This is a genomic window from Ensifer sp. BR816 (genome assembly GCF_000378985.1).
In the GTDB taxonomy this organism is placed as follows: Bacteria; Pseudomonadota; Alphaproteobacteria; order Rhizobiales; family Rhizobiaceae; genus Sinorhizobium.
Map to the genome: position 1 here is coordinate 66282 of NZ_KB905370.1, position 20476 is coordinate 86757.

Below are 20476 nucleotides of genomic sequence, written 5' to 3' on the forward strand. Positions count from 1 at the left end.
GTGCCCTCAAATCACCATCCGGTACATCACGAAGCCGGATTTCTCCGCCACCTTGTCGTAGAGCCGCATCGACTTGACGTTCGTCTCGTGCGTCAGCCAGTAAACACGCGAGGTGCCCGCGCGCCTCGCTGCGTCGAAGACCCCGTTGATCAGCGCCTCGCCGACCCCGCCGCCGCGCGCCGCCTCGTTGATGAAGAGGTCCTGGAGATAGCAGTTCGGCTGGATTGCGGTGGTGGTGCGGTGAAAGATGAAGTGAGTGAGCCCGACCAGCCGGCCCTTCTTCTCTGCAACCAGCGCATGCATCGGCTCATAGGCGTCGAAGAAGCGCGACCAGGTCATGCCGGTGATGTCCGGTGCGAGCGCGCTGTCGCCCGCGCGTCCGTAAAAGGCATTGTAGCCTTCCCAGAGCGACAGCCACTGATCATAGTCGCTCCGGACGACCGGGCGGATGGAGAGGTTTTCACTCATTGTCGAACCTACCGGAAGGGCCGTTACGGGGCGCCAGCATAACCCTTGATATCGGCGAGGTCCATGCGCAGCCGCACGCCGTCCGTCACTGATTTTCAACCGAACCCGCCGAGGCGATTTCTTCGCCTTTCACGCGCCGCATCAGTGCGATCACCTCCGCGTCGGTGGTTTGCTCGAAGTCGTCGTAGTAAATGCTGACGGCGTGAAAAGGGTGAGGCGTTGCCAGGCAGATCACCCGCTCCACTTGCCGGCGAAGGCTGGCGATCGCGCTCGGCGGAGCCACCGGGACGGCGACCATAAGCGCCGTGGCCCCCGCCTTCCGGAGCGCCTGAACGGCGGCCCTTACCGTGCCGCCGGTGGCGATCCCGTCGTCGACGATGATGACATTGCGCCCCTCCGGCGAAACGCGCGGCCGGTCCCCGAGGTAAAGCCTGCGGCGACGCTCCAGTTCGAGGCGCTGGCGTGCAGTTTCGGCCTCGAGATAGGCCTCGGACGGCTTGACCAGGCGCATCGCCTCGGCGTTGAGGACCACTTGTGGTTCGTCGCCATCGACAAGTGCGCCGAGGCCGAACTCGGCATGTCCCGGAGCGCCGATCTTCCGCACGATCAGGAGCTCGAGCGGGGCACCGAGGATCGCCGCCGCCTCGCAGGCAACCGGCACGCCGCCGCGCGGCAGCGCCATCACAAGCGGATCGGCGAAGCCCTCCCGCGCGATCGCCACGCCGAGCCTTCGGCCTGCGTCGATCCGGTCTGAAAAGCAGAGGTTCTCATGGGACATGGCGCACGCTCCGGACCATCGTCTGACGATGCATATCGCAAGGGCGATCGGCCATTCAGGCTCCATGGATCGACCGAGACCCTGCCCTCCTGGACCTGGACCCATTGACCCGGTCCGAGATTTTCGTTCGCAACCAATGCGAGAAAGGCAGAACGCTCAAATTGCAGCGAATTTGGCCGGCCTTCGTTAATACGGCACCGCTACGAATTTGATCACGCATACCGCTGGCCCGAAAGCCAACCTTTGTATTTTAGCACGACAGGCCGTTTCGAAATGAGCATTTTTCCTGCCATATCGGTCATTGCGCTTTTGGCACTCCTGCCCGCCCTTCTACGCCTGCGAAGCTCCGAAGCCTTGGGCGCCCGGGAATTCTCGATCGCATGCGCACTATCCGCGATTGCAATGCCTCTCCTGCTGGCGGCGACGTCGTTGCACGTGCCGCTGGTCGCCATGCCCGGCTATGCGGCGTTGATAGCTGCCTTCTGCGCCCTCCTTTTTGGCCTTCGCCGGCTCATGGACGCAAGGATTTCTACCGGCGCCTGCGCCGCACTCACATCTGCGGCAGCCGCGGCCGGGTTTCTTATCGGTTTGAGTGGTCAAGACAGCTTCGGTGGACGCATGATCGTCATCACGGGCTGCGGCGCCGCTTTCCTCGTCGTCATCGGCCTGCCAAGCCTTGACGGGCGGGCGAAAGACAACCCAACGTTCCGGGCCGCGGTTATCGGCTTGCTGACGATCGCCTTTGCGGGGCTGGTCAACGCCGTGGGTTCCACGCCGGAAACGTCGCTTGGCCTCACCGCCTTCCCCGCGTTCATCTTCGAATTTTCGCTCGCCTTCCTGCAGATCGTCTTCCTCCCCGCCCTTTTCGTCTCCATGATCCTGACGATTGAAAATCGCGTCATCGCCGGCCTGAGGACGATGCTCGCTCGCGACCCGCTGACCGGCGCAATGTCGCGCAGAGCGCTGATCGAAGACGGAGAACGGGCGCTCGCCGACTGCCTTGGTCATCAGCGGCCGGCAGCTTTCCTCCAGCTCGATCTCGATTATTTCAAGCAGATCAACGACCACTACGGCCACGCTTGCGGTGACATGGCGCTCTCCCATTTCGTGGAGACGGTTTCAGTATTTCTCGATGGGCTCGGTATTTTCGGACGGATTGGCGGCGAGGAATTCGGGATCCTGCTGCCGGACCATACGGAAGAACAGGCGGCAGCCGTCGCCGAGGCGATCTGCCGCACAGTGCGCGATACGCCGGTCGGCCGGGCGCATCAGCGCATCCGCTTGACGGTCAGCATCGGCATCGCCGCCGCAGCGCCCGGCGACACGATCATGGACGTGATGATCCGCGCGGACCTGGCGCTCTATGATTCCAAGGCCGATGGACGTGATCGCTGCTCGATCGCCAAGCATCGCCAGATCGATGCCAGCGCCCGGGCACTTGCTGCGGCCGCCGCGCAGTTGCGACAGGCCGGCTTCGTCCAACAGGAGCAGTTGCGACAGACCGCATGAGGCGCCGAAGCAACACGGGCTCCCGGCGTCTTGCATTGCCAACGCTACCACCTATGTGAACGGTGCTGCCCATTGGAGGATACCCATGTCCCGCCGCACCCGCACCCTGCTTCTCGCCGCCTCCCTCGCCCTGTCGGCCACGGCCGCCCTGCCCGCCCGCGCCGAGACGGTCGGCAAAGTCGGCGTCGACTGGCTCGGCAACGATATCAAGATCGATGCGGTGCGCGACCCGAAGGTCAGCGGCGTCACCTGCCACGTCACCTATTTCGACCGCAGCGTCATCGACCGTCTGAAGAACGGCAACTGGTTCGAGGATCCCTCGAACAATTCGATCGCCTGCCGCCAGACGGGGCCGATCAGCATCGGCGACATCGATCTTTCGAACGAAGGAGAGGAAGTTTTCCGTTCCGGCCTGTCGCTGATCTGGAAGGACCTCCTGGTGACCCGCATCTACGACAAGGCGAACGACACGCTGATCTATTTGGCGCACTCGCGTCAGATAACGGACGGGTCGGCGAAAATGTCGATTACGACCGTGCCGCTCTTCGGCCAGACGGTCACCTGGGAAAAGGGCCAGCCCCAATAGAGACCGCCGTCGCGATCGATCGCGGCGGCGGTACAGAGGTCTTCAAAGCGAGACGAAAGCTGATCGCTCAAGCCCTCAGGGCGTCGGCGGGATAATGCCGCGATAGTACTGGCCCTCGCCGGCCTCGTACCTTTCCTGATAAGTCATACCCCTGCTGGGGGAAACGCGCTGGCCGTCGATGCTGCCCGTCGGCATGACATCGACATTCGACGGAGCGGCCCTACGGGGCATCAGCACACGCGTGCTGTTCTGCGTCCCGGGAGGGTTGTTCGCATCAATGCCTTGATAATAACTGTCCGCAAGGGCCGGCGCGGCAACACCAGCAAGCGCGGACGAGAGGACGAATGCGGCGAATGAAGTTCGTAGAGAAACTCTCATGGCGTTAGCTCCTATCTCCGTTCAGCATCCTCGCCTCCAGACGGATGCAAAGTGGCAGCATACGGCCTCCTAACGGATGCTGCAGTTACCAGCATAACACCTTTCAAAGCGCTGGCTTCCTTCGACCAGTCAATGTTTCGTCACGTTTGCTCATGCAACCGTGAAGCAGATTAAGCAACTTTAACTTGACGCATAGCTTTGCCCGCTGCGGTTACGCCGCTGCCTTGTCGCCGAACACCAGGGATGCGCTGACCGGATGCCGGGCTCTCAGCGAATTAGGGAACCGGAGCCGGAGGGATGATACCCTGGTAGTAGTCGCCCTGACCGCCACCCTGATACTCGTTCTCGTAGTGCTCGCGAATCTCGGAGGGGGATTGGCCGTAAATGCCCAGCGGCACAGGCTCAACATAAATGCTGCCCGTCGGTGCCGGGTCGACATAGATACTGCCGGTCGGTGCCGGATCGACATAGACATCGCGCTCGACATAGTAGGGGCTCTCAACCATGGGAACGAACATCGATCCTCTGTTCTGGGTCCCCGGCGGATGATGCGGGTCGATACCCTCATAAAAGCCGTTCGCAAAGGCCGGTGCGGCAGCGCCGGCAAGAATGGATGAGAGGGCAAATGCGGCGAATGATGCTCTCAGCGAAACTCTCATGGCATTGCTCCTGTGTCCGTTCAGCATCCGGCTCGAGCGGGATGCTGCGGCTGTCAGTATAAGGCTTCCTCACCGATGCTGCACTTGCCATAACTCGTTTCCGGTGCAGGTGTTCCTCGCTGGCGCCTACGGCAACTGGTCACTTTCGCTCATTCAACCGTGATCGGGATCGCGCGCTTGCCCGAGCTGTCTCTTCCCTATTGTGAAAGCAAAAAGGGGCCCGCTCTCGCGGACCCTGGAGGAATGGGCGCGGTTGTCGGTTGAAGCTATGCGGCCTGGGCCAATTCGTCGGCAATGACGGTGTCGAGGTTGAGGAAGCAGACCATCGATTTCTCGAGGGCGACGATACCGCGGCAGAAGGCCCGCTGGGCTTCCGGGATGATCTCCGGCGCCGGCTGCAGGTCTTCGCTGCGGATCGTCATCATGTCCGAAACCTGCTCGACCAGAAGGCCTACCAGCTTGCCGGCGATGTCGGTGACGATGATCGCCGAACGCTCCGACGGCTCGGTCATCTTCATGCCGAGCCGGCACGCCATGTCGATGACGGGGATCACCGCCCCGCGCAGGTTGATGAGACCGAGCACATAGGGCGGCGTGTGCGGCATCGGCGTCACCGGCGCCCAGCCGCGGATTTCGCGGATCGCCATGATGTCGATGCAGAACTCCTGGTCTCCCAGATGGAAGGAGACGATTTCGAGATAGGCGCCGGACTGCTTGATTGCGTTGCTCATGATCAGAATTCTTCCCAATTGTCACCGGAGGCCGTGGCGGAAGGCACGGAGGCCGATGTGTTCCCGAAAGCACCCGCCAGCTTGCCCATGAGCGCTTTGGCGGGAGATGGAGCCGGACGGGTGGACGCCTGTGCGGCCACCGGTTGGCGAAGCGCCACGGGTCTTGCGGCCACCGCCTTGCCGGAGTTGGCCTGAATGTTGGGCCTTGCCGGGCTTGACTTGATCGACGGCGCTGCTGCTGCAGGAGCGGCCGCGCGCATTGCAATTTCGCTTGCCTGCCCGTTGCGGAATTGGCTGAGGATCTCGCTGAGCTTCTCCGCATCCTGGGCGAGCGTATGGCTGGCCGCATTGGTCTCTTCGACCATGGCGGCGTTCTGCTGCGTCATCTGGTCGAGCTGGGTGACTGCAGCATTGATCTCGTTGAGCCCGGTCGACTGTTCGCGCGCCGCCTGCACGATTGTGCTCATGTGTTCGTTGATGCGCACGACATTTGCACCGATACGTCCGAGCGCGTCACCGGTCGCCTGGACCAGCTTGACGCCGGTTTCGACCTCGTTGCCCGAGCGCGACACCAATGCCTTGATGTCCTTCGCGGCACCGGCGGCCCGTTGCGCCAGTTCGCGGACCTCCTGGGCGACGACGGCAAAGCCCTTGCCGGCCTCGCCGGCCCGCGCCGCCTCGACGCCGGCGTTGAGCGCCAAGAGGTTCGTCTGGAAGGCGATCTCGTCGATGACGTTGATGATCTTACCGATCTCGTTGGATGCCCCCTCGATGCGGGCCATGGCGGAGATGGCCTCCCCGACGATACGGCCCGATTCCTCGGCGTTGACGCGCGTCTCGCCGACCATACGGCTCGCCTCCTCGGCGCGGTTGGTCGCGGTTTTGACCGTAACGGTGATCTCCTCCAGTGCTGCCGATGTCTGCTCCAGCGATGCCGCTTGCCTTTCCGTCCGCCGCGCCAGGTCGTCGGCGGCGCTGCGCATCTGCCGGCCGTTCGAGTCGATCGAGACCACGTTCTCCTTCACGTTGCTTAGAACATGGCTCAGCCGTTCGACCGCGTTGTTGAAGTCGCGGCGCAGCGTGTCGAGACCCTCCTCGAAGGGCTGGTGAATGGTAACGGCGAGATTGCCTTCGGCAAGCTGATTGAGCGCCCGGCCGAGAGCGTCCACAGCCGCCTTGATGCGACCGACAACCTGCTCGCGCTCCGCAGCCTGGCGCTCGCGCTCCTGCTCCATCTCTCCGCGGCTTGCCGCGGCATTCTGTTCGAGCGAGCGCTTTTCCATTGCCGCGGCGCGGAACAGGTCAACCGAGCGGGCCATCTCGCCGATTTCGTCGCCGCGGTCGAGGGCAGCGACGGCCGAGGTCAGATCGCCGGAGTGGATGCGCTGCATGCTGTCGCGCAGCCCGAGAATACCCCGGCGAAGCGCATTCCCGTGGAACCAGATCAGCCCCAGCATGCCGGCCATGGCCAGGATACCCACGGCGGTTTGCAATAGCAGCGCGTGGCTTGACGCGACGCGCGCTTCCTCGGTGCGCTCCGTGGCGAGGTTGGCCGCGGCATCCGTGATTTCGGTCAGGAGGGCATTCATGCGCTCACCACCGCCGTCGATCGCGTCGTCCAGGCGAGCGAATTCCTCCGTCGGCGCGCCGTCCTCCACCAGTTTCTTCAAGTCGACTTCGATCGCCTTGCGGAGTGCGGCGAGATCGGATCCGAAACTTGCGAGCTGCCCGGATTTGCCAAGTAGCCGCGCCAAGGCCTCGAGATCGGGCATCTGGGCGTCGAGCAGGGCGAGCGACTCCTTGATCTGCGTTGCCCGTTCGGGCTGGATCCTGCCCTCTTCGCGGTCGATGATCGTATCCATCGCGATGAGCACCAGTTCGATACTGGCAAACCGCATGTCCTCGGCGATTTTCATGCCGTTTTCTGCGACGATCGCCTTCTCGAGCGCGGCTTCGGAGCGGCTGTTCTGGTAGAAGCCGACGCCGAGCACGCAGCCAAAACCGAGAAAGGCCGCTGCTGCGAGCGTCGCCAGCCGTTGGCTGACAGAAAGGGTGCGCGTTTCGGAAGGAGACGTGGTCATCTAAGTGGCAGTCCGTGGCAATGGACCTGCCCAGCGCGAGCGCGGTCCTCCGTTGCGATCGATGCGGATAACCGGGCTCGATCAACCGGATGACCTCATGTCATATCGAAGTGGTGCACTTCTCCGCGTCTGCCGACAGTGTCAAAGAGACCTTAAACATTCGCTAATACACGGCCCCACATTCCCTCTAAACGCCCTGATCGGGCTGGACCTCTATCTTTGCCATTTCGGGATGCTATGATCGCCTCATGCGCACGGACACGAAACGATCGCTTTCTCCCCTCGTCCTCACCCTTCTCACGGGTGTATTCGCGCTGGTCTGCCTGTTCGCTTTCCAGGGCTGGCTTGCCCATGGCGCGGATATCTTCCTGTCGCTCGCCCAGACGGGCGTTTCTTGGTGCTTCTGAGAGAAATCCGGCACGAGGTCGGGAGTAATCTTCCGATGCTGAGGCAGGAAATGGCTGCGGCAATTGTGCCTTTGCGCCGCCCGCGACGACGCGCTATCAAAGCCTCGTGTTCATCGACGGCCGGCAATCGGCCGCAACAGACCGGTGGCAATGATGAAATCGATACGCATCGTCCTCTGGGCAGCCATACTCGTGATGGTGGCCATCCTCGGCTGGCTCACTTACGACATGACCCAGCCGAAGCAACAGGCATCCTCCGGCCCATTCGGCGTGCCCTTCACGCTGGTTGCCCAGAACGGCCAGCCGATCACCGAGAAGGCGTTCGCCGGCAAGGCGACCGCGCTCTTCTTCGGATTCACGCATTGCCCGGAAGTCTGCCCGACGACACTGTTCGAACTCAATGGCTGGCTGGAAAAGGTCGATCCCGAGGGCCAGAGGCTGCAGGCCTATTTCGTCACGGTGGACCCGGAACGCGATACGCCGGAAATCCTCGGTCAGTACGTCTCCAACGTGTCGAAACGCATCACCGGCATTTCCGGCCCCCCGGACAAGGTGCTCGAAATGGCCAAGGGCTACCGGGTCTACTTCAAGAAGGTGCCGGTCGACGAAGCTAAGCCTGATGGCGACTACACCATGGACCACACGGCTTCGGTCTTCCTGATCGACGCCGACGGAAAGTTCACCGGCACGATCTCCTATGGCGAAAACCCCGAAACCGCCGTCAAGAAGCTCGAAAACCTCGTAAGGGGTTGACGGCAGCTCCATAGCCTCGAAAGTGCCGGTCATCCGGCACTTTGCGTTTGTGCGCCAATCATGTTAGCGGCGGAGCCCGCGCGCCTGAACGAGGCGCGAAGGCCGTTGGGCAGCCGAAGGGAAGAACCTTGAGCGAGATACGTCTTTTCGTCACCACCACCGAGAAGCAGGCGGCAGCCGTACTCGACGTCATCAGCATGATCTTCGAAGACGATGGTTACGCCGTTGCGACGATGGAAATCGACGAGAAGCGCGACATCTGGGAAGCCTCCGTCTACATGATGGCGGACGAAGAGGAGAGCGTCGGATGCCGCCTTGCCGATGCGCTCGCCGCCGAATTCTCTCACCTTCCGATCGAGCGCGAGGTGCTGCCGGAGATCGACTGGATCGCCAAGTCTCTGGAAGGCCTCGCACCGGTGCGCGCCGGCCGTTTCGTCGTCCACGGCTCCCATGATCGCGACAAGGTGAAGACCGGCGAGATCGCCATCGAAATCGATGCCGGGCAGGCCTTCGGCACCGGCCACCACGGAACGACGGCCGGCTGCCTGGAAATGCTCGCCTCCGTGACCCACGCACGTCGCATCCGCAACGTCCTCGACCTCGGCACCGGAAGCGGCGTGCTGGCGATTGCCGCCTGGAAGCTCCTGCATGTACCGGGGCTCGCAACCGATATTGATCCGATTGCTACCCGCGTCGCCGCGGAGAACGCGCGCCGCAACGGCGTCGCCGCCGGCCTGACCTTCGCGACGGCACCCGGTTTCCATTCGACGACCTTCGGCGCACACGGTCCCTTCGATCTCATCATCGCCAATATTCTGGCGCGGCCACTGATGAAGATGGCGCCCCAGCTCGTCGCCAACCTCGCCCCCGGCGGCTCGGTCATCCTTTCCGGCATCCTTGCCGAACAGCGCTGGAAGGTGCTCGCCGCCTATAACGGCCAGCGGCTCAGGCATGTTCGGACGATCTGGAGAAACGGCTGGGTGACGATCCACCTGACGCAGTAGGCTTGGCCCCTCACTACAGCGCCGTGCGTCTTATCAGACGTAATCAGACGTACAAAGGACGCTGCGGCACTTAGAATTGCTGGATGTTTTTGACCGAGCGGTGCAAGGCTTGTTCGGCAGCCCAAAATGAAAAGGCCGCCCGATCCATCATGGAGGGCGGCCTTTTCGAAACAAAGGCGATGCCGGAGCATCGCCCGCTGGCCGGCTTTTGACCGACCATGCCCGCGAGCTTGAGGAGGAGGAGCGCTCGAGCGGGCTCTACCGTTCCGAAATTGGCCGCCTTGAGGGAGGAGGAGAACAGACGACCAACTATCTCGGAACTGCAGTCTTTTGAACTGCCGGACCTTCGTCCGCGTTCGTTGGCGCCCTTATACCCTATCATTTCAATAGAGAAAGATACACCGGCGCATGGGAGCCATGCAGACCGCGCATATGTATGACAAATCGGAGGGAATCGTTAGCCGCTCGGCCTGTTGCTCATGGCAGGATGTCGCCTCTTTCCCCCGAAGCGCCGTTTCCGCTAACATGGTGCAACCTTCCCTGCGGTTCCCCGCCAAGCCCTATTGGAAATAATCATGTTTCAATCCTTCGAAGTCACCTCCACGCCCCAGTTCGGCAAGGAGCGGGCCACCGCCTTGCGTGCCGCCTTCGCGCCGCTCGGCATCGACGGCTTCCTCGTGCCGCGGGCCGACGAATTCCAAGGTGAATACGTGCCGGCCTCATCCGAACGGCTCTCCTGGCTGACCGGGTTCACCGGTTCGGCCGGTATCGCTCTCGTCACGCAGCGTGAGGCGATCGTCTTCGTCGATGGACGTTACGTAACCCAGCTGAAGGAACAGGTGGACGGCAACGTCTTTTCCGGCGGCGACCTCGTCGGCAAGCCGCCGCATGTCTGGCTGGAGGCGCAGGCGCCGAAGGGTTTCCGGCTCGGCATCGATCCCTGGCTGCACACCGCGGCGGAGGTCCGGCGTCTCGAAAAGGCGCTCGCGGCAATTGGCGGCGCGCTCGTCTTTCTCGACCACAATCCGCTCGACCGGCTCTGGACGGACAGGCCTGCCACTCCCCTCGGCCGCGTCGCCATCCAGCCGATCGAGCACGCGGGACAGTTGGCCAAGGACAAGATCGCCACGATTGCAGCAAGCGTCGCAAAGGCCAAGGCGACGGCGGTGATGCTGACCGACCCCTCCTCCGTCGCCTGGACCTTCAATATCCGCGGCAGCGACGTGCCGCACACGCCGCATCCGCTGGCACGCGCCATGATTCATGCGGACGGCCGCGCCGAGCTCTTCCTCGACAAGCGCAAGACCGGCATCGAGCAGGAGGCCTATCTGACCCAGCTTGGGGATATTCTACCCCCTGGCGATCTCGACGGCCGGCTCGCGGCCCTCGCCGCGACCGGCGCGGCGATCATGATCGATCCAGACCTCGCTCCCTTTGCGATCGGCGAACTGATCCGGTCGAAAGGCGGCTCCGTGATCGAGGCGACCGACCCCGCGCGGCTGCCGCGCGCCTGCAAGAACCCGGCGGAGATCGCCGGTTCGGTGCGCGCGCATCTGCAGGACGGCGCGGCGATGGTGGAATTCCTCGCCTGGCTGGACAAGACCGAGCCGGGCAGCGTCACGGAAATCGGCGCGACGAAGAAGTTGGAGGCGGTGCGCACAGCCGCCGGCGAGCGCATGCAGAACCCGCTGAAGGACATTTCCTTCGACACGATCGCCGGCGCCGGCTCGCACGCCGCGATCATGCACTACCGCGTCACCACGGACACTGACCGACCGATCGAGCCGGGAACCATGTTCCTGATCGACTCGGGTGCGCAATATATCAACGGCACGACCGACATCACCCGCACCGTCGCGATCGGCGCCGTGCCGGAGGAGCAGAAGCGCTTCTTCACCTTGGTGCTGAAGGGTATGATCGCAATCAGCACGGCGCGCTTCCCGACGGGGTCGCGCGGTGTCGATCTCGACCCGCTCGCCCGCATCGCACTCTGGAAGGCGGGTGCCGACTACGCGCACGGCACCGGCCACGGCGTCGGCTCCTATCTCTCGGTTCATGAAGGCCCGCAGCGGATCGCCCGGCTGGCGACCCAGGAACTGTTGCCCGGCATGATCCTTTCCAACGAGCCCGGCTATTATCGCCCCGGCGCCTTCGGCATCCGTATCGAAAACCTCGTTGTGGCCCGGGAAGCCGCAGCAATCGCCGGCGGCGATCTGCCGATGCTCGGCTTCGACACGCTGACCTATTGCCCAATCGATCGACGGCTCGTCCTGCCGGCCCTTTTGAGCGACGAGGAACTTGCCTGGCTCAACGATTATCATGCCGAAACGCGGGACAAGCTCATGCCGCTCATCGCCGGCGACGATACGCGCCAATGGCTGGCGGCCGCAACGGAACCCGTTTCCCGTTGAGTCAGCTGGGTATCTGATTAAGTCGATAGGGAGGCCCGGCGGCGTGGGCTGGGGCTACAGGGGGCAGCCGGGCCTCCGTTGGGAGGATTGAAGTCTCAACCAACAAGGCCGTTATATGCACCCCGACGCTTCCGTGTAACCCGAGAATTTTACTGGATTACACAGTTCACACGAGATTTCTGGACGAAACTCGCCGTGAACGGCGCTTTCGATAGGCCATTCGACGCCTCGATCGGAGCTGAAGAGCCGGGACGAACCCGGCTTCTCCATTCAGATTCCGAGCATTTTCTTTGCTTCGCCAAGTGCTGCCTCCGACCCGGCGTGATCGCCGGCCTGGTGCAACTGCTCGCCCTTCGCCCGCAGTTCCTTGACCTTGGCCATGTCGGCATCGGAAAGGGAAGCATTCGGCAGGGCCGCGTCGATTGCCGCCATCTGGGTGGGGCAGGAGTTGGCAAATGCAGCGACAGGCGCGAGCGCCAGCGATAAGGCAATAATGATCCGGGTAATCATGGTCGCTCCTCCACGGCCGGAGGGACATTGCCTCTCCGGCAACGAGAGGATGATAATCCATGAGCCGGCTTACGCCAATGGCGGGTGGCTAGCGACAGCATTTTGCAAACAGGTGGAATCATCTGACGTCGCACAAATGCGGCAATGACAGATAGAGCCACGGCGCGAGCGTATGTGAGGGCGTCCTGCTCTAAAGAACCAGATGCCGGATCACCATCACCACGATCCAGCCGATGAGCAGCATCCGCAGCGTCGAGAAGCGGAGCCCCGCGGCAAAGGCGACGAACATCGAAGCGGCCACGTCGAAACCGCCATAGACGAAGGCAGGAGCCACGAGCGTCGTCAGCACGGCCGCCGGAACGGCGTTCAGCGCCGCTTCGAGCCGCGGGGGAATGTGCTTTAGCTGGGTGATCAGCACATAGCCGCCGACCCGCGTGGCGAAGGTGGCGACCGCCGCGGCGATGATCAGATAGATCAGGTTGAGGTGCTGGGCGTCCAAGGCTCAGGCCTCCCTTTCGACGGCGGGAATGTCGCTCGCCGGCCGCTCCAGCGGCAGGCAGGCGGCGAGCAGCACGCCGGCGAGCGCGCCGATGCTGACATGCCAGGGCGAGCCGACGAAATGCATCGCCAGAACGGAGGCGCCGGCGCTGGCCGCGACAACGGGCAGAAACCGGTCGCGCTTGCGGAAGCCGAGCACCAGCCCGAGGAAATAGATCGGCAAGAGCACGTCGATACCGATCACCCTCGGATCGCCAATCAACTGTCCGAAGACAGCCCCTATTGCCGTGGTGATGAGCCAGGGGAAATAGATGATCAGGCCGAAGCCGAGATACCAGGAAAAGCTGACCGGGAGCCCGCGCTCGGCCCGCCTTTCGCTCTCCGCATATTGCGGATCGATCAGCAGGAAGAAGGCGAAGAACTTCTGGACCGGCGTGAAGTGACGGATGTTCCTGGCGATCGAGGCCGAATAGAGCACGTGCCGGAAGTTGACGGCAAAGACCGAAAGCACCACCAGCCAGGGCTGAACATTGTTGCCGAACAGCTCGATGCCGACCATCTGGCTGGCGCCGGCATAGACCATCGCGCTCATGAAGACGGCGTCCGCAATGGTAAAGCCGTTGTCGACGGCCAGCGCCCCGAACAGCGCGCCGAAAGGCGATGCCGCTACCATGATCGGGAAGCCGCCGCGCACGCCGTCGCGGAATTCGTCTCTGTCCATCGATGTCCTCCCGTCGGAGCCCGACGCGCGAGCGGCGCTCGCAAGTTCTTCGTGCGGGACAGATAGGCCCTCAAGGAAGCCGCGACAATTCAATTACACTGATGCAGTGATTGAATTTTATGATGCTGGAAGGGCCGCGGCGTGACACTTGCCGCCGCGGCATAGTCTTAGCGCTTCACCTGGAACGTATGCTCAATGCCCGGGAAGGTGCGGGCCTTGACCTCGCTGGCATAGTCTTCCACCGCCTTCGAGATCGCCGGGGCGAGCTCGGCGAAATGCTTGACGAAGCGCGGCTTGAAATCGTTGAAGATGCCAAGCATGTCGTCGGACACGAGGATCTGGCCGTCGCAGGCAGGCGACGCGCCAATCCCGATGGTCGGGCAGCGCAGCGTCGCGGTAATCTCGCGGGCGACCGGCTCGACCGTGCCTTCGACGACGATCGCAAAGGCGCCGGCATCGTCGATCGCCTTGGCGTCGCGGCGAATCTTCGCCACTTCCTTCTCGTTGCGGCCGACCGAGCGATAGCCGCCGGTCGTGTTGACCAGCTGCGGCATCAGCCCGACATGGCCGAGCACCGGAATGCCGCGGCTGACGAGGAAGTCGACCGTCTCGGCCATTTCCGCGCCGCCCTCGAGCTTGACCGCGCTGCAGCCGGTTTCCTTGAGGATACGTGCGGCGCTGCGGAAGGCCTGTTCCTTCGATTCCTGATAGGAGCCGAAGGGAAGGTCGATGACGACGCAAGCGCGTTCGGAGCCGCGCATCACCGCCTGACCATGGGCGATCATCATATCGAGAGTGACGCCGACCGTCGTATCAAGGCCGTAGAGCACCATGCCGAGCGAATCCCCGACCAGCAGGAAATCGACATGCGGGTCGAGAAGGCGCGCGATCGGCGTCGTATAGGCGGTGAGACTGACGATCGGGCGTTCGCCTTTCAAGGCTTCGATACTGGCAGGGCTTAGCCGCCGCTTCGTGGTTTGGACGCTCATTCTCAGGCAACCTTTGCAAAACGGGCGGAATTTGGAGCGATGACGCGATTGTCGAGCAGCTTGGTCGTGCCAAAGCGGACGAAAAGCAGGAGCAGCACCGGTTTGTCGCCGATCTCGCTCACCGGTTCGAGCGTTTGCGGGTCGCGCAGCGCCACTACCTCAGGGCGGGCCAATGGCTCGCTCGACAGGAATTCGGTGACGCCCTTTTCGACCACGGCCGGATCGGTGGCGCCGCTCGCGATCAGCCGCTCGGCCTCATCCAGGGCCCTCGGCACGATCGCGGCGCCACGGCGTTCGTCGGCGCTGAGATAGACATTGCGCGACGAACAGGCGAGCCCGTCGGCCTCCCGCACCGTCGGCACGCCGACGACGGTGACCGGCTGGGCGAGATCCTCGACCATGCGGCGGATGATCTGGAGCTGCTGGAAATCCTTCTCACCGAAATAGGCGCGGTCCGGCTGGACGATATTGAAGAGCTTGGTAACGACCGTCGCAACGCCGGCGAAGTGGCCGGGCCGAACCGAACCTTCGAGCTCGGAGCCGAGCTTCGGCAGGTCGACCATCGTTTCCATCGGATGCGGATACATGTCCGCGACGCCCGGTGCGAAGAGGAAATCGACGCCGCCTTCGGTCAGCATATTTTCGTCACGGGCGAGATCGCGCGGATATTTGGCCAGATCCTCGTTCGGACCGAACTGCAGCGGATTGACGAAAATGCTGGCGACGACCACGTCGTTTTCACTGCGGGCGCGGCGTACGAGCTCCATATGGCCGACATGAAGGTAACCCATCGTCGGCACCAGGCCGATCGTCTTGCCCGCACGCCGGTGGTCGGCAAGGGCCGCGCGCAATTCGGCGATGGTGGTTATGGTCTTCATCTCCGGACCCTCCAATCCGCCGGGGCGGGATATATACGCCCCGCTCCGCTGATATGGCGCGTAGCCAGCCCCGCGAAAAGGCAAATGCACAAATTTTGGGTGCAAGGTCTATCTTGTGCAGCGCAAAAACACAAATGGATTTGGTAGGGCGGCCGATGCGGTTCCGATCTTGATCTACTACTCCAGCAGCACCCTGCTTCCGGCGAAGACCCGCGTCTTCGTCAATTTCGTCGCCGAGCATTTCAAGCGAAACCCGCTCGCCGAGCGCTTCGCCGCAGCCTCGGCTGATCAGGCACTTGAAAGCCGCAGGCCCGACGCCAGATAAATGCCCTCCCACCTGTCGGCAGAGAGCATTTGCCTTCGTCCTTGACAATATCAACATCCCAACGAGGAGCACCCCATGCGCATGATTTTCGTCAACCTGCCGGTCAAGGACCTGAAAGCATCGAGGACCTTTTTTTCTGCCCTCGGCTACAGCTTCAACGAGCAGTTCTCGGATGACACGGCTGCCTGCATGGTCATCGACGACAATATCTTCGCCATGCTTCTGACGGAGCCGAAATTCCGCAGTTTCATCACCGGCGAGATCAGCGACACGTCGAAGGGCACCGAGGTGATCACCGCCCTCTCCGCCGCAAGCCGCGCAGAATGTGACGACATGCTCGCCAAGGCACTCGCCGCCGGGGCCAAGCCCTGGAAACCGGCGATCGACTACGGCTTCATGTACGGCATCAGCTTCCAGGACCTCGATGGCCACGTCTGGGAGTTCATGTGGATGGATATGTCGGCGCAACAACAGGGCTGATCGGCAGGGTACAAGAGAATCTCTCCGCGCCGCCGACGCGGCGCGGCTGGATTCTTGTGACAAGCGCAGGAATGAGGTGTGAGAGGAGGCGCTGCCCCACCGCAGGAAGAGCAGCGTGCCCTCCGCCTGAACCAGCAGAATGCAATTCCGCGCACCACCAGGGTGGAAGGGGACGCGTCGGTCCCCGCATCCGTCATTCCTGTGCTTGTCACAGGAATCCAGCCACTGCGCGTCGGCGCCGTGAAAAGACTCAAGACGCGCACGCTATCGAGTGTGCCGCGTTACCCCCCGATCAGCGCCAGCCACTCGTCCTCGACCATGGTTTGAACGCCGAGTTCGCGGGCCTTGTCGAGCTTCGATCCGGCGCCGGGGCCCGCGACCACGATATCGGTCTTCTTCGAGACGGAGCCCGCCACCTTGGCGCCGAGACTTTCCGCCCTCGCCTTCGCCTCGTCGCGTGTCATCTTTTCGAGCGACCCGGTGAAGACCACGGTCTTACCGGCTACGGGGCTGTCCGTCGTGATCTTCGTATCTGCGCTTTCCGGCGTCACTTCTTCGAGGAGATCCGCAACAACTTTCAGGTTGCGCGGTTCCTTGTAGAACTCAGCGATGGCGCGGGCGACGACTTCGCCGATGCCCTCGATGCTATTGAGCTCGTTCCAGGCGTCCCCGGCAAGACTGCCCGCCTCTGACATCGCCGCGCCAAAATGCTCATAGCTGCCATAGGAGCGGGCAAGCAGCTTCGCGGTCGTCTCGCCGACGTGGCGAATGCCGAGCGCGTAGATGAAGCGATGGAGCGCGATCGAACGGCGGGCATTGATCGCCTCATAGAGCTTGCGAACGCTGACCTTGCCGAACCCCTCGATGTTCTCGAGTTTCGTGAGCGACCCCGCCTGCCGGCGTTCCAGCGTGAAGATGTCGGGCGCGGTCCGGATCGACTGTGTCGGATCTTCGCTTTCGAAGAAGTATTCGATCTGCTTGGAGCCGAGCCCCTCGATGTCGAAGGCGTGGCGTGAGACGAAGTGCTTCAAGTGCTCGACAGCCTGGGCCCGGCAGACGAAGCCGCCGGTGCAGCGGCGCACGGCGTCCACCTTGCCGGTCTTCTCGTTGATATCGCGCACCGCATGGCTGCCGCAGATCGGGCATGTGGTCGGGAACCTGTAGGGCTCCGCCGCCTCCGCCCGCTCGTCCATCACCACGTCGACGATCTGCGGGATGACGTCCCCTGCCCGCTGGACGATGACCATGTCGCCAATGCGGATGTCACGCCCCTCGCGGATTGGTTCACCGCTGTTGCCGAGGCCGCGGATATAGTCCTCGTTGTGCAGCGTCGCATTGGTGACGACGACGCCACCGACCGTGATCGGCTCCAGCCGCGCGACCGGCGTCAGGGCGCCGGTGCGGCCGACCTGGATGTCGATGCCCTTGAGCCGCGTGAAGGCCTGTTCGGCCGGAAACTTGTGCGCCGTCGCCCAGCGGGGCGAGCGTGAGCGGAAGCCGAGCCGTCCCTGCAGATCGAGCCGGTCGACCTTGTAGACGACGCCGTCGATATCATAATCGAGATCCGGCCGCTCGCGCTCGATATGGTGATAGTGCTCCAGCAGCTCGTCTGCGGAGGAGAGCCGCTGCATCAGCGGATTGACCGGGAAGCCCCAGGCCTTGAAGGTCTCGACCATGCCGAACTGCGTATCCGCCGGCATTGCCGAGATCTCCCCCCAGGCATAGGCGAAGAAGCGCAGCTTGCGGCTCGCGGTCACCTTCGCGTCGAGTTGGCGGAGCGACCCGGATGCCGTGTTGCGCGGGTTGACGTAGAGCGGCCTGCCCTGCGCCGCCATCTCGGCATTGAGGGCGGCGAAATCGGATTTCGCCATATAGATCTCGCCGCGGACCTCGACGACGTCCGGCGCATCGGCGGGCAGTGTCTGGGGGATCATCCGGATCGTCCGGATATTCGCGGTGACGTTCTCGCCCGTCGTGCCGTCGCCCCGCGTTGCCGCGGTCACCAGCCGCCGGTTCTCGTAGCGCAGCGACATGGAAAGCCCATCGATCTTCGGTTCGGCGGTAAAGGCGATCGAGTGATCCGGGAGCTTCCCCAGGAAACGGTAGACGCCAGCGACGAAATCGCGCGCATCCTCGTCGGAAAAGGTGTTGTCCAGCGAGAGCATCGGCCGGGCGTGGACGACCGCCTGGAAGGTCAGCGAAGGCGCCGCACCGACCTTCTTCGAGGGGCTGTCCTCGCGGACGAGCGCCGGAAAGCGCTGCTCGATCAGATCGTTTCGGCGCTTCAGCGCGTCGTAGTCCGCGTCCGAGATCTCTGGCGCATCCTGCCCGTGATAGAGCGCATCGTGGCGGGCGAGTTCAGCGGCGAGGAAAGCAAGTTCCTCCGCCGCTTCCGTTTCGGTCAATTGCTCGACGGGTGGCTTCTCGTTCAGCATGAATGGCGACTCCGGATTGGGAGTCGTTTTTACTGCATGATTCCTCAAATCGGAATCGGTTTGACGACAAAATCATGCAGCATTTCAAAGTGCTACAATGGCCTTTGCGCGACTGAGCAGATGCGCGGCGCTGGTAGGCATTCGGCGCGAAAGAAGTCGTTGCGATCAGCCGTTGCCGGCCAGCAATCGCGCCGCCGCCGCCCTCGCTTCCTCGGTGATCGAGGCGCCGGCGAGCATGCGGGCGATCTCCTCGGTGCGCGCCTCATCGTCCATGCGGGCGACACGTGTCGCGATCATCTCGGCCTTTTGCGCCGATGGCCCCTTGGAGATCAGCAGGTGCGTCGCGGCGCGCGCGGCAACCTGCGGCGCATGCGTGACGGAAAGCACCTGGACGGTCTTCGAAAGGCGCTTCAGTCGCTGGCCGATGGCATCCGCCACGGCACCGCCGACGCCGGTATCGATCTCATCGAAGACGAGCGTCGGCGCCGAGCCCCGATCGGCAAGCGCCACCTTCAGCGCCAGGAGGAAGCGGGAAAGCTCGCCGCCCGAGGCCACTTTCATGATCGGCCCCGGACGCGTGCCGGGATTTGTCTGCACATGGAACTCGACGACATCGATGCCCTCGGCCGAAGGCGAATTGGGATCGCTTGCGACCTCGACCATGAACCGGGCGCGCTCGAGCTTCAGTGCCGGCAGCTCTGCCATGACCGCTGCCGAGAGCGCGGTGGCCGTGTTGTGGCGTTTCTCGGAAAGCGATCGGGCCGCAGCATCGAAGGCCGTCCTCGCCTCTCCCACCTGTTTTTCGAGCTGCTTCAGTTTCTCCTCGCCGGCGTCGAGGTCGGCGAGATCGGCGATCATCCTCACGGCAAGTGCCGGCAGTTCGGTGACCGGCACCGAATATTTGCGGCTGGCGGCACGGAGCGCGAAGAGCCGCTCCTCGACGCGCTCCAGTTCCTTCGGGTCGAATTCGGTGTTTCGCAGCGCCCGCTCCACCGCCATCTGCGCGTCGGAAAGCTGGTTGAGTGCTGTGTCCAAGAGCTCTACGGTCTCTTCCAGCAGGCCCGGCGCCTCGTGGCTCTTGCGCTCGAGCCGCCGCACCAGCGAGGCGATCAGCGGTACCGGCGAAGCATTGCCGTTCAGGAATTCGGACGCTTCGCTGATGTCGCCGGCGATGCGCTCGACCTTCATCATCCGCGCCCGGCTCTCGGCCAGTTCCTCTTCTTCGCCATCGCGCGGCGCCAGCGTCTCCAGTTCCTCGACCGAGGCGCGCAGATAATCCGCCTCGCGCGCGGCAGCCTCGACGCGCTCGCGGTGCTTCTTCAGCCCCCGCTCGGCGTCCCGCCAGGCACGGTAGAGCGCCGCGACCTCTTGCGCCGGCTCGGTGGTGCCGCCGAAGGCGTCGAGCAACGCGCGGTGCGCGTCGATGTCGACAAGCGCCCGGTCATCGTGCTGGCCGTGAATTTCGACGAGCACTTGCCCCGCCTGGCGCATCAGTTGCACGCTCACCGGCTGGTCGTTGATGAAGGCCTTGGTCCGGCCATCCGCCGATTGCACGCGGCGGAAAATCAGGTCGCCGTCGTCGTCGATGCCGTTTTCGTGCAGGAGGATCCGCGCCGCGTGGCCTGGCGGCACGTCGAAGACCGCAGTCACCTGCCCCTTGTCCTCGCCATGGCGCACGAGCGAACCGTCGCCGCGGCCGCCGAGCGCCAGCGACAGGCTGTCGAGAAGGATGGATTTGCCCGCGCCGGTTTCACCGGTCAGCACCGAGAGCCCCGCGTCGAAGCTGAGGTCAAGCCGTTCGATCAGGACGATATCGCGGATCGAGAGCTGCGCGAGCATCCGGTGTCATATCTTCCTTGGGAAGCGCTGAGGCAA

General features: G+C 63.3%; 22 protein-coding genes. 9 read left to right on the forward strand and 13 right to left on the reverse strand.

Annotated features, from left to right (window positions below):
• Window positions 1–6 precede the first annotated feature (6 nt).
• Window positions 7–468 carry a GNAT family N-acetyltransferase gene (locus RHIBR816_RS0100335; protein WP_018234537.1) on the reverse strand — a complete coding sequence of 154 codons (462 nt, stop codon included), beginning with the start codon at window positions 466–468 and terminating at the stop codon, window positions 7–9.
• Between the two features lie 85 nt (window positions 469–553).
• Window positions 554–1246, reverse strand: a complete 693-nt coding sequence (locus RHIBR816_RS0100340) for a phosphoribosyltransferase (protein ID WP_026186497.1) — start codon at window positions 1244–1246, stop codon at window positions 554–556.
• 273 nt (window positions 1247–1519) lie between these two features.
• Between RHIBR816_RS0100340 and RHIBR816_RS0100345 the strand changes: the two genes are divergently transcribed.
• Both RHIBR816_RS0100345 and RHIBR816_RS0100350 read left to right on the forward strand, forming a co-directional pair.
• Window positions 1520–2755 (forward strand): diguanylate cyclase, encoded by a 1236-nt coding sequence (locus RHIBR816_RS0100345; RefSeq protein ID WP_034815865.1) that lies wholly within the window; start codon window positions 1520–1522, stop codon window positions 2753–2755.
• A gap of 85 nt (window positions 2756–2840) precedes the next feature.
• Window positions 2841–3341 (forward strand): CreA family protein, encoded by a 501-nt coding sequence (locus RHIBR816_RS0100350; RefSeq protein ID WP_018234540.1) that lies wholly within the window; start codon window positions 2841–2843, stop codon window positions 3339–3341.
• A gap of 75 nt (window positions 3342–3416) precedes the next feature.
• Here the strand turns inward: RHIBR816_RS0100350 and RHIBR816_RS0100355 are convergent, their stop codons facing one another.
• From RHIBR816_RS0100355 to RHIBR816_RS0100370, 4 genes are all read right to left on the reverse strand, one after another.
• Window positions 3417–3719 (reverse strand): hypothetical protein, encoded by a 303-nt coding sequence (locus tag RHIBR816_RS0100355; protein WP_018234541.1) that lies wholly within the window; start codon window positions 3717–3719, stop codon window positions 3417–3419.
• Window positions 3720–3994: 275 nt separating this feature from the next.
• Window positions 3995–4378: a hypothetical protein gene (locus RHIBR816_RS0100360; RefSeq protein WP_018234542.1), complete on the reverse strand. Its 384-nt coding sequence runs from the start codon at window positions 4376–4378 to the stop codon at window positions 3995–3997.
• A 266-nt stretch (window positions 4379–4644) separates the two neighbouring features.
• Window positions 4645–5109, reverse strand: a complete 465-nt coding sequence (locus RHIBR816_RS0100365) for a chemotaxis protein CheW (RefSeq protein ID WP_012708610.1) — start codon at window positions 5107–5109, stop codon at window positions 4645–4647.
• Between the two features lie 2 nt (window positions 5110–5111).
• Window positions 5112–7190, reverse strand: coding sequence for a methyl-accepting chemotaxis protein (locus RHIBR816_RS0100370; protein ID WP_018234543.1), 2079 nt, complete (start codon window positions 7188–7190; stop codon window positions 5112–5114).
• A 248-nt stretch (window positions 7191–7438) separates the two neighbouring features.
• Here RHIBR816_RS0100370 and RHIBR816_RS37860 point away from each other — a divergent pair, with 248 nt between their 5' ends.
• The 5 genes from RHIBR816_RS37860 to RHIBR816_RS0100395 all read left to right on the forward strand — a co-directional run bounded on the left by RHIBR816_RS37860 (window position 7439) and on the right by RHIBR816_RS0100395 (window position 11765).
• Window positions 7439–7597 (forward strand): hypothetical protein, encoded by a 159-nt coding sequence (locus tag RHIBR816_RS37860; RefSeq protein ID WP_018234544.1) that lies wholly within the window; start codon window positions 7439–7441, stop codon window positions 7595–7597.
• Window positions 7598–7750: 153 nt separating this feature from the next.
• Window positions 7751–8350, forward strand: coding sequence for an SCO family protein (locus RHIBR816_RS0100380; protein WP_026186498.1), 600 nt, complete (start codon window positions 7751–7753; stop codon window positions 8348–8350).
• A gap of 128 nt (window positions 8351–8478) precedes the next feature.
• Window positions 8479–9354: a 50S ribosomal protein L11 methyltransferase gene (locus tag RHIBR816_RS0100385; RefSeq protein ID WP_018234546.1), complete on the forward strand. Its 876-nt coding sequence runs from the start codon at window positions 8479–8481 to the stop codon at window positions 9352–9354.
• Window positions 9355–9437: 83 nt separating this feature from the next.
• Entirely contained in the window at window positions 9438–9566 is a 129-nt protein-coding gene (locus tag RHIBR816_RS38840; RefSeq protein WP_018234547.1) for a hypothetical protein, read from the forward strand.
• Between the two features lie 363 nt (window positions 9567–9929).
• Window positions 9930–11765: an aminopeptidase P family protein gene (locus RHIBR816_RS0100395; protein ID WP_018234548.1), complete on the forward strand. Its 1836-nt coding sequence runs from the start codon at window positions 9930–9932 to the stop codon at window positions 11763–11765.
• Between the two features lie 270 nt (window positions 11766–12035).
• Here the strand turns inward: RHIBR816_RS0100395 and RHIBR816_RS0100400 are convergent, their stop codons facing one another.
• From RHIBR816_RS0100400 to panC, 5 genes are all read right to left on the reverse strand, one after another.
• Window positions 12036–12275 (reverse strand): hypothetical protein, encoded by a 240-nt coding sequence (locus RHIBR816_RS0100400; RefSeq protein ID WP_018234549.1) that lies wholly within the window; start codon window positions 12273–12275, stop codon window positions 12036–12038.
• Between the two features lie 190 nt (window positions 12276–12465).
• Window positions 12466–12774 carry an AzlD family protein gene (locus tag RHIBR816_RS0100405; protein ID WP_018234550.1) on the reverse strand — a complete coding sequence of 103 codons (309 nt, stop codon included), beginning with the start codon at window positions 12772–12774 and terminating at the stop codon, window positions 12466–12468.
• A gap of 3 nt (window positions 12775–12777) precedes the next feature.
• Complete coding sequence (locus tag RHIBR816_RS0100410) at window positions 12778–13494, reverse strand: AzlC family ABC transporter permease (RefSeq protein WP_018234551.1); 717 nt, start codon at window positions 13492–13494, stop codon at window positions 12778–12780.
• Window positions 13495–13661: 167 nt separating this feature from the next.
• On the reverse strand, window positions 13662–14483 hold the full coding sequence (gene panB, locus RHIBR816_RS0100415; protein ID WP_018234552.1) for a 3-methyl-2-oxobutanoate hydroxymethyltransferase: 822 nt from the start codon (window positions 14481–14483) through the stop codon (window positions 13662–13664).
• 2 nt (window positions 14484–14485) lie between these two features.
• Window positions 14486–15361, reverse strand: coding sequence for a pantoate--beta-alanine ligase (gene panC, locus RHIBR816_RS0100420; RefSeq protein WP_018234553.1), 876 nt, complete (start codon window positions 15359–15361; stop codon window positions 14486–14488).
• 169 nt (window positions 15362–15530) lie between these two features.
• Between panC and RHIBR816_RS37865 the strand changes: the two genes are divergently transcribed.
• Window positions 15531–15686, forward strand: coding sequence for a hypothetical protein (locus RHIBR816_RS37865; RefSeq protein WP_198294129.1), 156 nt, complete (start codon window positions 15531–15533; stop codon window positions 15684–15686).
• A gap of 75 nt (window positions 15687–15761) precedes the next feature.
• Complete coding sequence (locus RHIBR816_RS0100430) at window positions 15762–16166, forward strand: VOC family protein (protein WP_018234555.1); 405 nt, start codon at window positions 15762–15764, stop codon at window positions 16164–16166.
• A 281-nt stretch (window positions 16167–16447) separates the two neighbouring features.
• On the opposite strand, the gene ligA is transcribed toward RHIBR816_RS0100430, so the two are convergent.
• Both ligA and recN read right to left on the reverse strand, forming a co-directional pair.
• Complete coding sequence (gene ligA, locus RHIBR816_RS0100435) at window positions 16448–18601, reverse strand: NAD-dependent DNA ligase LigA (protein ID WP_018234556.1); 2154 nt, start codon at window positions 18599–18601, stop codon at window positions 16448–16450.
• 165 nt (window positions 18602–18766) lie between these two features.
• Window positions 18767–20440, reverse strand: a complete 1674-nt coding sequence (gene recN, locus RHIBR816_RS0100440) for a DNA repair protein RecN (RefSeq protein WP_018234557.1) — start codon at window positions 20438–20440, stop codon at window positions 18767–18769.
• Between the last annotated feature and the right edge of the window lie 36 nt (window positions 20441–20476).